Raw genomic sequence first — 16440 nt, 5'->3', positions numbered from 1 at the left:
CGTCATCCTCTTCATCGGGCTCTCGGGGCGCGGTCGCGCGGCCAATGCTCCAGTCGATCGCGGTCCTCGCGGGGGTAGGCGGCGGCGGGGCGGCCCGAGCGAGTGTTGCGAACGTCGGCCAGCATCCGTAGCCTTGACGTGACCCGCGTAGAAATTGTTATTTCGCCCAATATGCGGCAGATTTCTGCCAGGATTTGGTCTGACGGTCGGGCGGTCGAATGTCTCAGGATCCTCTCAACCCAACTGTCTTACCCCTAAAGGGAGATCAGGACTTCGACCTTTCGTGGGAGGACGGTGATTGCGTCTTCTGCCGCTCGTGGCATAAGGTTGACGATAGCCCGCAGCGCGTGCTCATCGTGCGACCGGCCTCGGAACATCCGGCCCGCGCCACGCTCGATCGCCTCGCCCATGAATATAAGCTCGGGGTTGAGCTAGACGCCAATTGGGCGGCACGCCCCAAGGAACTAGTCCGCCAAGCAGGCCGGACCAACCTGATCTTGGAGGACCCGGGCGGCAAGCCGCTCGTGAAGCTAATAGGCGCACCGATTGAGCTTCAGGAGTTCCTGCGTCTCGGAGTCGCTATCACCGCGAGCCTAGCTAAGGTCCATGGGTGGGGGTTGGTGCACAAGGACCTAAAGCCCACTCACATTCTGGTGGATTGCCCCGACGGGCAGGTGCGCTTTACCGGTTTTGGTCTTGCTTCGCGGCTTCCCCGCGAAAGGCAGACCGGTGAGGCGCCCGAGTTCGTCGCTGGTTCACTTCCCTACATGGCGCCCGAACAGACCGGACGTATGAACCGGTCAATCGATCGCCGCACTGACCTCTACTCACTTGGCGTCACGCTTTACGAGATGCTCACCGGCTCACTCCCGTTCACCGCTTCAGATCCTATGGAGTGGATACACTGCCATGTCGCAAGAAAGCCAATACCGCCCATTGAAAAGTTGCAGAGCGTCCCGAAGCCGGTCTCTCAGATCGTGATGAAGTTGCTCGCCAAGACCGCCGAGGAGCGCTACCAGACAGCGGCTGGCGCTGTGCAGGACCTGCGCCGCTGTCTCATAGAATGGGAGACCAACGGGCGTATCGACCCGTTTGAGCCGGGCGAACACGACACACCAGACCTACTGCTGATCCCCGAGAAGCTCTACGGCAGAGACTGCGAGATCAAGGCCTTACTCGTGTCTTTCGATGGCGTCGTGAAGAGCGGCGCGCCGAGCCTGGTGCTTGTGGCTGGCTACGCAGGCATCGGCAAGTCCTCACTTGTGCAAGAGTTGCGCAAAGTGCTCGTGCCCTCGCGCGGGCTGTTCGGGGCGGGAAAATTTGACCAGTTCAAGCGCGACGTTCCGTATTCAACCCTGGTCCAGGCGTTTCAAAGCGTTGTCCGACCTCTTCTTGGCAAGAGCGATGCCGAGCTGGCAATATGGCGCAGGGCACTCTTGGAGGCGCTCGGTCCGAACGCACGCCTTATGGTGGACTTGATCCCCGAGCTGAAGCTGATCATCGACGAGCAACCTGCCGTTCCCGAGCTTCCGCCTCAGCAAGCGCAAATGCGTTTCCAATTGGTGTTCTCCCGCTTCGTTGCCATATTCGCCCGGCCGCAGCATCCGTTGGTCCTGTTCCTCGACGATTTGCAGTGGTGTGACGCGGCAACGCTCGACCTGCTTGAGAGCCTCCTGAGCCGGTCCGATCTGCACCTGCTGCTCATTGGTGCGTACAGAAGCAGCGAGGTAGAAGAAGCCCATCCGCTCCAACGAAAACTCGACTCCCTCAGAAAGGCGCGCAGAGAAATAGAAGCCATCACACTGGCGCCGCTTACGTCAGAGCACGTCACCCAGTTGATCGCTGATGCGCTTCGCTGCGAGGCCGACTCGGTTGCGGCGCTCGCGCAGCTGGTACATCGAAAGACGGCTGGCAACCCGTTCTTCGCCCTCCAATTCATTTCTGAATTGGCAGAGGAGAAACTGCTGGCGTTCGATCACAACGCGGGAAGGTGGTCCTGGGATCTCGATCGCATTCTCGCAAAAGGGTACACCGACAATGTGGTGGACCTGATGCTCGGGAAACTCACTCGCCTTCCGGCGGGGACTCAGAGCGCCCTGCAACAGCTGGCCTGTTTCGGGAACATAGCCGAAGGAACGGCTCTTTCAATCGTGCTCGGGACTTCGCAGGAGCAGATGCACACGATGCTCTGGCCCGCAGTCCGACAGGAGCTGATTACGCGACAAGGCGAGTCCTACAGCTTCATTCACGACCGGGTTCAAGAGGCCGCGTACTCGTTGGTTTCGGAAGAGTTGCGTGCTCCGACGCATCTGCGTATCGGTCGGATACTGGCCGCACATACCCCTGCGGAAAGGCGTCAGCAGGCGATCTTCGATATCGTCAATCAACTCAACCGGGGTCGCGCCCTAATCACCTCCCGTGAGGAGCGGGTCCAGCTGGCTGAGCTGAACCTGATCGCCGGCCAGAGTGCGAAGGCGTCGGCGGCCTATAGCTCGGCGCTCAAATATCTGGTTACCGGCACGATCTTGCTTCCGGAAGATTCGTGGCAGAGCCAGAACGAGCTCACCTTGGCACTGGAGTTGAACCGGGCCGAATGCGAATTCCTGACGGGCGAGCTGAACGTTGCGGAGGAACGCCTGTCCGCCCTGTCCAGGCGTGCTCTGAACGCGGTCGAGCAAGCAGCGATCGCGTGCCTGCGCGTTGATTTGTACTTAACGCTTGGCCAGACCGCGCGCGCAGTGGCGGTTGGCCTCGACTATCTCCGCGACGTCGGAATTGACTGGCCGCTCCATCCAAAGGAAGAGGATGCCCAGGCCGAATATCAGCGGATCTGGTCCCAGTTGGGGGCCCGGAAGATCGAAGATCTTGCTGAATTGCACTTAATGACGGATCAACGATGGCTTGCCACCTTGGCGGTCTTGACACGGATCCTGCCTCCAGCCGTGTTTACAGATCCTAATCTATCGGCTCTCGTCATATGTCGAGCCGTCAATATCAGCCTCGAACACGGCAACTGCGACGCCTCGTGCGCGCATTACGCTTGGCTTGGCAGAGTCCTAGGCGGCCGCTTCGGTGATTACCAGGCAGCGTACAGGTTTGGCCGGCTCGCCTGCGATCTGGTGGACAGTCGTGGGCTAACCCGTTTTCAGGCTCCAGTCTATCTGGCTGTCGGATCTAACGTCATACCATGGACCAAGCACGTGCGGGCGGGTCGCGATCTGATACGACGAGCTTTCAACGCTGCCGTCCATATCGGTGATCCGATTTATGAGGCCTACAGCCTGATCCATCTAACTGGGAGCATGATGAATACGGGAGATCCTCTCAAAGAGCTGCAAAGCGAGCTGGAAAAAAATCTCAAGGCAATTCGGAATATGAAATTTCGCTTCGCAGCCGAGATGGTAGCTGCTCAGCTCGGATTCGTTCGCAGCATGCGCGGCCTGACGCGCTCACTTGGGTCCTTTGATGATGAAGAGTTCGATGAGCTCGAGGCCGAGCGTTCGTTCGAGCGCCAGCCTGAGCTGGCTTCCGGTCAGGTCAGCTATTGGATCCGCAAACTCCAGGCGCGCTTTCTTGCCGGTGATTATGCCGACGCGATCGAGGCCTGCCTGAAGGCGGAGCCGCGGCTGTGGACCATCCCGACAGAACAGGCGACCGCGGAATTCTACTTTTACGGTGCGCTGTCTCGCTCTTGCCTTTGCGACAGTGTCACGGCGGAGGAACGGCAACGACATCAAAACGTCGTAAGAGCCTATCGCAAGCAGTTGCAGGAATGGGCGGAGCATTGTCCTCAAAACTTTGAGCACCGCGCCGCTTTGGTCGGCGCTGAAATGGCGCGCCTCGAACATCGTGACGCAGAGGCGATGCGCCTCTACGAACACTCGATCCGGACCGCGGCGGCCAATGACTTTCCTCATCACGAGGCGATCGCCTGCGAGCTGGCGGCACGCTTTTACGCTGCAAGTGGTTTTGAGAAGATCGCCTTCGTCTACCTGCGCGATGCGCGCTCTAGCTATCTGCGATGGGGAGCGGATGGCAAGGTACGGCAGCTCGACGACACTTATCCGGATCTCAGCGAGGAAGGAGCGGCACGTGCCCTGACTGTAACGAGGATCGGAGCGCCCGTCGAGCATCTCGACCTTGCGACGGTGATCAAAGTGTCGCAAGCGATCTCTGGCGAGATCGTTCTTGAAAAGCTGATCGACACCCTAATGCGCACCGCAATTGAGCAGGCTGGTGCCGAGCGGGGTCTGCTGATTGTGCTGCGGAACGGACGGCCCGCTATAGAAGCGGAGGCTACGATCTCGGGAAAAGCAATCCTGGTGCAGATGGACGAGCAGCCCGTAACCGCAGCGGCGCTTCCGGAGGCGGTGCTCCATTATGTCATGCGCTTGCGCGAGAACGTTATTCTCGAAGATGCCTCTGCCCAGCCTTCATTTGCCGATGATCCATATGTACGCGGCCATCGGGCACGTTCCATTCTGTGCCTGCCTCTCATTACCCAGGGAAAGCTCGTCGGCATCCTCTACCTCGAGAACAATTTAGCTCCCGGCATATTCGCCCTGAGCCGCATTTCGGTGCTGAAAATGCTTGCCTCGCAAGCGGCAATCGCCCTGGAGAACGGTCGTTTATACCGGGAAGTCCAGGAACGCGAGGCGAAGATACGACGTCTAGTAGATGCTAACATCGTCGGAATCTTCATCTTCGGCGCGAAGGGCGAGATTGTTGAGGCAAATCATGCCTTCCTCAAGATGGTCGGGTACAGCCGAGCCGATCTCCTCGCCGGCCGACTGCGCTGGACGAACCTTACGCCGCCGGAATGGCGTGAACGCACGGCGCGAGCGCAGGCGGAAATCCAAATGACTGGAGCTGTTCAACCTTTCGAGAAGGAGTACGTCCGCAAGGATGGCAGCCGAGTGCCCGTGCTAATCGGCTCGGCCGCCTTCGACGAGCGGCAGGACCAAGGTGTTAGCTTCGTGCTCGACTTGAGCGAGCGTAGGCGCGCAGAAGCTGAGGCCCGTGAAAGCGAGCGGCGCTATCGCGAGACTCTGATTGAACTTGCACACGCCAATCGCGTTACCACAATGGGCCAGCTGACGGCTTCGATCGCACATGAAGTCAACCAACCGATCGCCGCAGTTATCAGCAACGCGGAGGCGGGGCTAAACTGGCTTGATGCAGAACCCCCAAATCTGGAGGAAATCCGACAAACGTTCGAGTGGATCATTAGCGATGGACAGCGAGCGGGCGACGTCATCGGGCGGATCCGCGGGCTTATTAAGAAGGCGGATCCACAAAAGGAGGCATTGGCGATCAACGAGTTGGTGCTTGAAGTCCTAGCCCTGACCCGTGCGGAAGTCGTGAAGAGCAGTGTCTCGGTGCAAACCCAATTGGCCGAACGCTTGCCGCTCATTCGAGCGGATCGAGTGCAACTCCAACAAGTGATCCTTAATCTGATCATCAATGCCGTCGAGGCAATGCGCGGAATGGACGACGGCTGGCGGGAGCTGCGGATCAGCACGGATACAAATGGAGAAGGCGGCGTTCTAGTCAGCTTGCGCGATACCGGACCCGGGCTTGATCGAAAAAGTATGGACCACCTGTTCGAGGCGTTCTACACGACCAAACCCGATGGAATGGGCATGGGGCTAGCCATCTGCCGCTCGATCATCGAGGCTCACGGAGGTGAGATGTGGGCGAGCGCAAATGAGCCGCGTGGCGCCGTCTTTACATTCACGTTGCCAATAGAAACAGACCCTTTCGATTGAACCTGGACAAGATCGGCAGGCGCAATCAGATGCATCGGACGTGACGCTCGCGATCGTCTGAAATGCGATCGTGCGACGGCATCAAAAACGCCTTGCATCTCACGTTGCGTCAGGTTGTAGCCTCTCGAAGAGCCGTGTCGCCTTGCAGCGATCAATAATTCATTGGAATTGGAGCGCCGCCACACGAGCGTTGAACTCGCTTGAAGAGAGTCGCGTCCACTGAGCGCGTTGCGCCAGGTTCGTCGAGTTGCCGTGCCCGGCTGCGCCACGGCGCGCCATCATGGATCAACGCGAAAGCGGTTGGCCCAGACCAAGTCGACAGATCTGCCGAATGAACCCAAGCTCATCTTGCGGCAGCTCGAACCAATTCAGTGGGATGCTTCGCACTGCATTGCGTCTGACGGCGCCCCGGTCTGCGAATTCAAGAAGACGACGCTGCACGCGATACGTCGTCCAGTTGCTTAGAACTTCTGTCAAGGATTCGACAGGGCGCTCAACCAACCGCGTAAAGCGCTCCGCAGTGAAGGTGAGCTTGGCTGTGAACAAAGGGTCGCCCAAGCGACGCGCTGTTTTCGGGATGATGCCTTGATGCTACCGCTGGAAGGAATGCGTTTGGGCGCCTGCTGACTTTCTGCGGTTGGGCCCGGCGCACATGGTTGTATAGCGGCTGGGCGCGCTCATCTTTTAGGGTGACCACGACCTGGCTCTCCCCGAGGGGTGGGAACACCCTCGGGATCAGCATTCGCAGCTTGGCATTTCGGCGAATTGCTGGCGATCCACGAACCAGCGAGAACTCGGCAAGTCTGACGCCAACCGCTCTCGGCTCAGCCCAGTGCCCCCTAGTGTTCTGCTAGGCCTCAACTAACGAATAGCTCGTGCTGCGACCGCCGGCCGCGTCCTTCGCGAGTATCCCCTTCGCAACCAGATCTTCGATGTCGCGCAGAGCGGTGTCTTGCGAGGTCTTCGTAAGTTTGGCCCACTTCGATGAGCTAAGCTTGCCTTCAAAACCCTCGAACAGACGTTCGATCATTGCTTTCTGACGCTCGTTCAATTTCTGATCCGCGTGCTTCTTCCAAAAGCGGGCTTTCTTGAGTACGGATGCCAGGATTGTATCGGCACGGTCAAAAGCGCGGTCAAGACAATCGAGAAACCAAGTGACCCACTCAGTGATCTCAAGATCGCCCTTCTGCGTCGCTTCCAAGATATCGTAGTAGGCGTTGTGCTCCTGCCTGATTTGAGCCGACATGCTATAGAATCGTTGTGGGCTGTTTTCGGAACGCGCTAGCGCCATATCGGCAATCGCACGCGCGATGCGGCCGTTGCCATCCTCAAAAGGATGGATGGTTACAAACCACAAATGGGCAATGGCCGCCTTCAGCACCGGATCGATGTCCTGCGTGCCGTTGAACCAGCCGATGAAAGATTTCATCTCATTGGGCAGCAGAGCCGCTTTGGGTGCTTCGTAATGAACGCGCTCACGTCCTGTCGCGCCGGACACGACCTGCATAGGTCCTGATTCTTCGGTGCGCCAGGCTCCTACGGTGATTTTGGTCATGCCGCTACGACCGGTAGGAAACAGGGCAGCATGCCAGCTAAACAGACGTTCGGAGGTGAGGGGGGAGTTGTACTTGCCCGTTGCGTCGACCGTCATTTCGACGATGCCTTCGACATTGCGCTCAGCTGGCGTAAGAGCGCCGATATCGAGACCCAAGCGGCGTGCGAGTGACGAACGAACCTGGTTGCGGCTGAGAACTTCACCCTCGATCTCGCTCGACTTCGTCACTTCTTCGGTAAGCGCTTCGAGGTTGGCTTCGGTCTTTAGTTTGAAGCCCAGTTCTTCCATGCGACCGGTAAGGCGCCCCTGCCGGTTGCGAACAGCCGCCAGCCTTTGGGCAATCTTCGCCGTATCCCATCTGAAATGGGGCCAATCCTTCAGTTCGTGGATATAGGTCATTCTCCGTATCCTTTGCGGAGAATATAGCGTCTATTCGCCGCAAAGAGGGGAATATTCTCGGTATGAAATGCGGAGAATATTATCGCAATCGCGGGCAACGGCAATCATATCAGATACTTGCGGGGGATCATTCCTGCGGGCTGTTCCCACGTGATCCAACGGCTTGCCAGCACTGCATGTGGATCAATTTTATTCCACGCGTAGTAGATTACGTGCGATTTGGACAGCCTTAGGTTGAATTGGCCTCGCGCCGTCAAGGCGCTGAGATAGATCAAGAGGATTTTCAAGCGCTGATGAAAAGTCGCGACCTGATGACAACGCGCAGATGGCTGTTGGGAATGCGCTAGCGGCAACTGGCGAAGGCCGGCAGGCAGAGTTGGCAGAAGCCGCTACGACATGCGGCAACTGGCTGCTTAAATCCGGGATCTGATTTTGGCCCAGCCTCCTCAAGAGCTACTTGGCTATTTTTGGTCTCAGTTCACATTGGGGGCGCAGCGGCCATATAGTGATCGCCAGGTTATTGGGTTTGTTGCTGCCTTTGCGACACAGTTCGTCGTTGATGGTGCGACGGCGCGACCGGACTCGACCGCCTCGATGAAACCCCAGATGCGTTCGCGGTCGCGTGCCTCGGGCAGCCGCTTGCGTCCCAATACCGCCACACGAAGTTGGCCTGTCCATCCGGCTTCATCACCATGAAAAGGCGTTGCATGTCCGTCACGCCTTCTCGATCCGCGGTCGGCAGGCGAAATAGATGTGGCCTTTTTCGACGATTTCCTCCGAAACTCAGCGTTACGTCCGCGGCGCCCCCGTCGTACCAGAAACCATGTCGCGCCTTATCATGCTGTTTCCTGCATCTGCTTACCGAATGCGAACCCTCGTGTTCCTGAGCTTGCAGCTCGCAGACGGAGACCCTCGGCATTTCGCAAGCGTCGCGCGGCGAGCATCGAGCGGAGGGCACGATTTCCCCGTCGCCGAACCACCGCGCCGCCATTCCGACAACGAGAGATTCCCGATAACCTCAATCACTCGCGAAGCTGCAAACAATCGGAATGGCAATTATCAGAGCTCCGAAATTCCCTGACTTGTTGGCTGAATAGGGCGCAGCCGCCGCCCGGGTAGATCGGGTCGACGCTGCCCGATGACAGGCCACGAGAGCGAAATGGCGAATTTTGCAAACGTTTGTATAGTTCTCCCAAGTTTCTCGATGTGGGAGAGTGAATTGCGTAGAGCAATCTACGTGGCGCGTTGTAAACTTATGGGCAGGATGAATTCGTTCGCGCCCAGCGGCTGTTCGAGCTATCATTAGACGATATTAAGCGCGCGGGCTGACGAGACGGGAGATAGAGTCGAAGATTGTGACGTGTCGGGACGAAGTAGCGGTGATCCGACGGCTCATCTTGGCTTCGCTACTGATGAAGCTGCAAGGCGAGATGCCGCCGTGGTGAGCCAACTCTAAGACACAGCTGCTGAAAGATGACGCTCGCGCGAGACGAATGGCGAACTGACCGACAATGATGAAGTTCGTGGTCGTTAATCGCAGGACCTGATGTGATGCGTTGACCTGCATTGAATGTGATCGACCGCTGGAGGCTGGCTATTTGCGAGAGATATCCCACTCAGCAGCCCTATTGCAGCTACGATGGCGATCTTCCCTTACCGCAGGCTGAGCCTGTTTCTCCGATAGCTCGCGCTCACACGGGGTCATCAGGGCGGCCCCGAATGCTCGGCTCACCTCCAAGCAGTCAGGTCACTTGCTGCTGCTTCCTGCGGCGTTTGGGCTTGCGCTAGCCAGAGCGGCTCTGGGCTCGGTGAGATGATTGCAGAAACGGCGAGTGCTGTTGAACTCTCATGGATCAGTGAATCTCGCTACGACTTGGCGCTTTAAGGCTGGCTGTTTTGAAACCGGAGGACATTGAGCCGAATGTGCGGGATTATGGGTATTTTGGGGCGCGCACCGGTCGCCGAGCTGCTGGTCGATTCACTCAAGCGGCTCGAATATCGCGGCTATGATTCCGCCGGCGTCGCGACGCTGGAAGGTGACCATCTCGAGCGCCGCCGCGCCGAGGGCAAGCTGAAGAATCTGGAGAAGCGGCTGCGCGCCGAGCCGCTGGCGGGCCATACCGGTATCGGCCATACCCGCTGGGCCACCCATGGCAAGCCGACCGAGAGCAACGCCCATCCACATGCGACCGACAATGTTGCGGTCGTGCACAATGGCATCATCGAGAATTTTCGCGAGCTGCGCACCGAACTGGAGCAGAACGGCGCCGCGTTCTCCTCCGAGACCGACACCGAGGTCGTCGCGCATCTCGTCGAATCCTATCTGCGCAAGGGCTATTCGCCCCAGGACGCGGTGAAAGCGTCGCTGCCGCGTCTGCGCGGCGCGTTTGCGCTGGCGTTCCTGTTCAAAGGCCATGACGATCTCATGATCGGCGCGCGCAAGGGCTCGCCGCTCGCGATCGGGCATGGCGAGGGCGAAATGTATCTGGGGTCGGATGCGATCGCGCTCGCGCCCTTCACCGACAGCATCACCTACCTCGAAGACGGCGACTGGGCCGTGCTGACCCGCAACACGGGCGTCATCTATGATTCGAAAGGCGCCGTCGCCCACCGGGAAACGCTCAAGTCGGGCGCGTCGTCGTTCCTGGTCGACAAGGCGAATTATCGTCACTTCATGGCCAAGGAGATCCACGAGCAGCCGGAAGTGGTCGGACATACGCTGGCCCGTTATGTCGATATCGCCGCCGAGCGCGTCGCGCTGCCGCTCAAGCTGCCGTTCGACTTCAACGACGTTGGCCGCATCTCGATCACGGCCTGCGGCACCGCGAGCTATGCCGGCTACGTCGCCAAATACTGGTTCGAGCGGCTGGCGCGCGTGCCGGTCGAAATCGATGTCGCTTCCGAGTTCCGCTACCGCGAGGCACCCTTGCGCAAGGGGGATCTTGCGATCTTCATTTCGCAGTCGGGCGAGACCGCCGATACGCTGGCCGCGCTGCGCTACGCCAAGGCGCAGGGGCTGCACACGGTCTCGGTGGTCAACGTGCCGACCTCGACGATCGCGCGCGAGAGCGAAACTGTGCTGCCGACGCTGGCGGGTCCGGAAATCGGCGTCGCTTCGACCAAGGCCTTCACCTGCCAACTCATGGTGCTTGCCGCGCTTGCGGTGGCGGCCGGAACGGCGCGCGGCGAATTGTCGGGAGAGGACGAGACCAAGCTCGTGCGCGGCCTGATCGAAATCCCGCGGCTTATCGCCGCGGCGCTGGCGACCGAGCCGCAGATCGAAAAGCTGGCGCGCGATATCGCCAAATCGCGCGACGTGCTCTATCTCGGCCGCGGCACGTCGTTCCCGCTGGCCCTGGAGGGCGCGCTGAAGCTGAAGGAAATCAGCTATATCCATGCCGAAGCTTATGCCGCAGGTGAGCTCAAGCACGGGCCAATTGCGCTGATCGACGAGACCATGCCGGTCGTGGTGATCGCGCCGCATGACCGCGTTTTTGAGAAAACCGTCTCGAACATGCAGGAAGTTGCCGCCCGCGGCGGCAACATCATCCTGATGACCGACGCCAAGGGCGCCTCCGAGGCGACCGTGGATTCGCGCGTCACCATCGTCATGCCGGACATGGCGGCGACCTTTACGCCCGTGGTCTATGCCATTCCGGTGCAGCTCTTGGCCTACCATACCGCGGTCATGATGGGCACCGACGTCGATCAGCCGCGTAATCTTGCGAAATCGGTGACCGTCGAATAGGGAAACACACGGAAGCGCTCACAAATGCTCGATCCATTGAGGCTGGTGGCGCTCGCGTTCAAGATCCGGCCCGAGCCGACGTTTTCATTCGCTATACGAGCATTGGAGATCATGCGGGTCGGAGTTGCTCGTCAATTGCGCCTACGCGGCTCAGTAACACCCATGAGGTAATCTTGTCAGATCGTTTGCGCTGCTGGACCCTCCTGTTCCTGTTTGCCGCGATAGGGTTTTGCGCGGCAGCTCAGGCGAAAGACCGTCGCACTGTGGCAGAACCTGTTCGCCCCAACGGTGTTTGCGCCCGCCTGGTGCCCTCCGGCAAGGACGATACTGGCAGGCTGCAAACCGCCATTGTTCAGTGCCCCCCTGGCGCAGCGGTCTACTTGACCGGCGGCTCGTTCCTGTCAGGTCCCCTTGAGATGAAATCCGGCGTAACGCTCTGGATTGAGCGGGATGCTACACTTTTTGCCGTCGCCGAGCCCAATGCCTACGACAAGGGCTCCGGAACTTGCGGTCGCATCGCAGGCAAAGGCGACGGCTGCCGCCCCTTCATCAGCTTTTCCAAGACACGGGGGGGCGGCATCTATGGCCAGGGCAGGATCGATGGTCAGGGCGGGGCGCTCATGGTTGGGAGCTCTGAAAGCTGGTGGCAGCTGGCGCGGCGCGCACAAACCGAGGGCGGCTACCAGAATGTCCCCCGCCTAATACAGATTGATCATGCACAGGAGATCACCTTCCACGGTATCACCTTGCGCAATTCCCCGAATTTCAATGTGGCCATGAACCGTGTTCAAGGAGCCACTTTTTGGGGCATCACCATCGACACACCGGGCGACGCCCGCAACACGGATGGTATCGATCCAGGCGCCAGTGAGGATGTGACGATCACCCATAGCATCATTCGCACCGGTGATGATAACGTCGCGATTAAAGCCGGAAGCAATGGTCCGAGCCGGCATATCTCGATCATCGATAACTACTTTGGGTGGGGCCACGGCATGTCGATCGGCAGCGAGCTCAGCTCCGGCGTCAGCGACATATTGGTGCGTGGCTTGACCCTGGACGGCACGACGTCTGGTTTGCGTATCAAGAGCGACGTTAGTCGAGGCGGCCTCGTTGAACAGGTCACGTATGAAGATATATGCATGCGCGGCGTCCGATCGCCGATCACGTTTGACACGCGCTACGACCCGCATGCTCGCGGCGACAGTGTTCCGATCTATCGGCAGATCGTTCTACGTCATGTCTACGGCGGCGACGGTGCGTTGGTGATGCGCGGGCTGGACCAACAGCACGTCCTCGGGGTCATGTTGGACGACGTACGATTTGCCGCTACGGCGAGCTGGCAGGTGGAAAACGTCGATCTGACTACTGGACGATCCGGCATATCGCCACCCCTAGAAGGGGCTACTTGGACGCCTGCTTCTCAGGCATCCACCCGATGTGCAAAATCGTTCCATTGATATTCTCCACAGGGGTGTAAGTTCAGCGCGCCTCGTATCACGGCCGGCGCCGCTCTGCTGCCGTCGGCGTGCAGACGGGACGGCCGTTTCCCGGCTTCAACTATTTCAGCGTGCGCCCGCATTCTCACTTTTAGGATATGGAGCAAACGCTCCATGTCATATCATGGAGCAATTGATCCATGATACGTTACCGAGTCATGGCGCGAGGTCTTCACCAAGATGTTCGTTCAGGACACTGCCGATTTGATCAAGCTCTTCGTCGACAATATCGAGAAGGCGGTGCGGGCGCGATCAGCGGGCAAATTGTAGCGCGTTATGCCCGGATATGTCTGCCGGCCCCAGGTAGGTGATGTCGATCCGGCCGAGGTCTTGAGCCACCTGGGCGCGCAAGAGTCCAGCTCTACTGGGGTTGAGCGCGGCTAGCACGGTGCCGAGCGGCGAGCCATCCGTCGAGAGCACGCGTGGCTGCGCGCGCGCATCCGCGTCAGCAACACCGCGACCAAACGCACGAGACCGCTTTCCATCTCGCGCGCGCCAAGATCGGTGATGAGCGCTTCCCAATTCCGTCGCTTCTTGGGGATGTCGTCGAACATTGGAAAGAGGACGATGCCCTCGACGTCGACAACGCGCGTCCGGCGCGGCCGATGACGTTCTCGAACTCGCTGATCTCGATCCGCTCGCCGGCGGTGAAGTGAATACATGACGACGGCCGTGGCCGACAAATTGAGGCCTTGGGCCAGGGTCGGCGAGGAGATGGTGACCTTGAGGACGTTCTCGCGGAGCAGACGCTCGACCTCCTTGCGGTAGGCGGTCGGCAGCGCGCCATGGTGGAGGGCGACGCCGAGGCGCAGACATTTGAGGATGGCGCTGCCGGCGCCCAGCCATTCCTCGCCGAGCGCGATCGCGGTGTTCAGCACGTTTGGATCGGTCTCGAGCAGCGAGCGCAAGGCGCCGCGCTCATGCAGATCGACGATAACGTCGCCGCGCGCGCCGAGTTCGAGCTTCACGCGCGGCGTGATGTAGGCCATGCTCTCATATTCGGTGGCGGGCAGCGCCGGCGGGTAATGGAAATTGATCGTCTGCGCGTCGCCGGCATCGATCTCCAGCGTCCACTCTCCGTTGGCCGGCTCGCCGAGCTGTTCGACGATCGCGGCGCGGAGCGCCGGGAGAAGTTTCTCGACTATGTGACGCTCGACATCGCCGACCAGGTCGTCGATCAATCGGGCCGCCTGTTTCCGGCTAATCCCCTCCTTCTCGGGATCGCGGTCGCCGGTATAGCCGAGTTCAGCGCGATCAAACGAGAGGTCGATGTCCTCGGAGAAGCGACGAATGGTCCCAAACGCCTTGGTGAGCGATGTGCCGCCCTTGAAGACGAGGGGCGCCGTCGCCCCTTTGGGCAGACCGAACAGGCGCCTTAAGGTCCAGCAAACCCAGAAGTCCTTTTCGATGATCGTGTCGGCGACACCCCGGCCGGCCGGTCGTCGCGCCCACTTCGAGAGCCAACTTCCATCCTTTATGCAGGCGGAGCTGACGAGCGCCGTGGCGCCGCGGACGACTCTGGTCTTCGGCCAATGCTAAGACCCGATCGTGGATGAGAGACCCTGATCCCGCGCGCCGGGCGATGGTCATTCCTCTGCGACGAAACATCTTCAAGCAAGCCAACGTGGAAGGGAGGCGGCGGCTGATTGAGCGCCGCTTTCAGTTATATCCTTTTTGCCGTACGGCGATCCGCTGTTCATGTTGGGCGCAGAAAAACCTGATCCTCATGGCCTGGCGGCCCTAAGGTGGCGGTGTAGTTCACGCCCTTGAGAGGAAAACTTGTCTCCGGCTGAGAAGCGCTCGGCAGCAGCTTGTGCAAGCTCATTGCTTGCATGAAGTCTTCCGACGCCCATTGGGGGCCGTGCTGGAAGCCTAAGGGGAGGTACATCGATAAATCCGGCAACGGACCCGGCTCGTAAGCCGACTGATCTGGCGGGCCTGAGTTAGACGTCACTCCGAACGGCGCGGGTTCGTCATTCAGTACTCGCCAAACCTCGTTCTGATGAGACTGCCCTAAATCTAGAGCCGAGTCCTCTGGATCGAGGGAGACTGGCGACGGTATGGATTGATCATCAAGCAATCGGCGAAGCTCCCCTGGAGAGAACTGCTCTAGGTCGAAACTAAGTGTTTCTGGATCGACCGAGAACGACGGGGCAGGGTGATGGTCCTGTCGTCGCTGAAGCTCGTTCTGCAAGTCCCTTTCCACCCGCTGAAGCTCCTCTGAAGGGATGGTGGCTGGCGAAGGCATGGGTTGATGATTCAGATGATCCAGCACTTGCCGAAGCTCCCACTGATGAATCTGCTCTGGATCGAACGCGACGTGCCCTTGGACGAAAGCCGACGGGGCGGGTTGATCCTCCTGCCCTTCCTGAAGCTCCTCTCGCCGACTGCTAGCTTCGTGCGACGGCCTGTGCTGCGCAGTGGCGTCGCCGATGAACCTCGGTTCCATCAGTACCGCGCTTTCGGCAGGGGCCATGTTCGGTTGGCGAGCATTGCGCTTGGGGCGAGGGAGGGCGGTCATGCCTGTCGACCGGAAGGTCCGGAAATGGTCTATTGCCCTAAGGAGTCCGTCGGGATTACCCTTTCCGATGAACCCGCACACGTCACCGTTTAGCGACCCACTGTTGAGCCGAGCAACAATGCTCGGTTTTTTTTTTGCGAAGAGCCAACGGCTAAAGCTACGAAGAGGAGTTACATATTGATAGACGGAGTCTCTTTCCATCCCAGCCTTGATGAAGGCCTCCTTGAGCGCCGAGATGTCGCGAGCATCCTCAGAATAAAGAGGCCGCATGTCCGACCCCGTCACGACCCCGCTTGATTGAGCCGGCTGCAGCGCCGAGGACGCGCTAAGCTGCGCGGCGGCGATGTCGAGGCGACTAGCCCCGGCCTTGATGAGCGCCTCCTCAAGCCCCACGACAACGGGAGCATCCTCGGAAGAAAGAGGCCGAATGTCGTGCTCTCTCACAATCGCCGTCGACTGAGCCGGCTGCGGCGCCGAGCACGGCCTGTGCTGCGCAACGGCGTTGTCGAGGCGCCTCGGTCCCATCAGTGCCGCGCTTTCGGAATGGATACGGGCCACCTTCGGGGGGTGAGGATTGCTGGCGCGACTGCCCCTCGGGCGTACGATAACTTCGCCTGTCGACCGAAAGGTGCGGAGACGGTCTAATGCTGAAAGGAGCTTGTTGGGATTACCCTTTCCGACGAACTCGTATACGTCACCGGGATTGCTCAGGGACATATTGTCCATCCGAGCGACTATGCTTGGTCTGCGTTTTGCGAAGAGCCAACGGCTATAGCTAAGGAGGACGTTTACCAGCGGCTTCGCCGCGCCGGCGGCCATCCCGCCTTTGATGAGGGCCTGCTCAAGCCTCAAGATATCGGAAGCATCCTCGGAATAAACAGCCCGTCCGTCCCAGTGATGCCCCCCTATAATAATCCCAGTTGATTGAGCCGGCTGTATCGCGGAGGTTG

6 protein-coding genes are annotated in these 16440 nt (G+C 59.5%); 3 read left to right on the top strand and 3 right to left on the bottom strand.

Annotation, left to right across the window (positions count from 1 at the left end):
• Window positions 1-218: 218 nt before the first annotated feature.
• On the top strand, window positions 219-5768 hold the full coding sequence (locus P6U23_RS26590) for an AAA family ATPase (RefSeq protein WP_407175452.1): 5550 nt from the start codon (window positions 219-221) through the stop codon (window positions 5766-5768).
• 850 nt (window positions 5769-6618) lie between these two features.
• Here P6U23_RS26590 and P6U23_RS26585 read toward each other — a convergent pair.
• Window positions 6619-7722 carry a Fic family protein gene (locus P6U23_RS26585; protein ID WP_407175451.1) on the bottom strand — a complete coding sequence of 368 codons (1104 nt, stop codon included), beginning with the start codon at window positions 7720-7722 and terminating at the stop codon, window positions 6619-6621.
• Window positions 7723-9643: 1921 nt separating this feature from the next.
• Here P6U23_RS26585 and glmS point away from each other — a divergent pair.
• Window positions 9644-11470, top strand: coding sequence for a glutamine--fructose-6-phosphate transaminase (isomerizing) (gene glmS, locus P6U23_RS26580; protein ID WP_407175450.1), 1827 nt, complete (start codon window positions 9644-9646; stop codon window positions 11468-11470).
• Window positions 11471-11643: 173 nt separating this feature from the next.
• The gene (locus P6U23_RS26575; protein WP_407175449.1) at window positions 11644-12930 is read left to right on the top strand and encodes a glycoside hydrolase family 28 protein; all 1287 of its coding nucleotides are present in this window, start codon (window positions 11644-11646) and stop codon (window positions 12928-12930) included.
• 419 nt (window positions 12931-13349) lie between these two features.
• On the opposite strand, the gene P6U23_RS26570 is transcribed toward P6U23_RS26575, so the two are convergent.
• The gene (locus tag P6U23_RS26570; protein ID WP_407181584.1) at window positions 13350-14330 is read right to left on the bottom strand and encodes a nucleotidyl transferase AbiEii/AbiGii toxin family protein; all 981 of its coding nucleotides are present in this window, start codon (window positions 14328-14330) and stop codon (window positions 13350-13352) included.
• A 335-nt stretch (window positions 14331-14665) separates the two neighbouring features.
• On the bottom strand, window positions 14666-15883 hold the full coding sequence (locus P6U23_RS26565) for a hypothetical protein (RefSeq protein ID WP_407175448.1): 1218 nt from the start codon (window positions 15881-15883) through the stop codon (window positions 14666-14668).
• Window positions 15884-16440: the final 557 nt, after the last annotated feature.

Source organism: Bradyrhizobium sp. STM 3562, assembly GCF_045571435.1.
In the GTDB taxonomy this organism is placed as follows: domain Bacteria; phylum Pseudomonadota; class Alphaproteobacteria; order Rhizobiales; family Xanthobacteraceae; genus Bradyrhizobium.
Note: the sequence above shows the minus strand (reverse complement) of the source record. Positions and strands in the feature narration are given on the sequence as shown.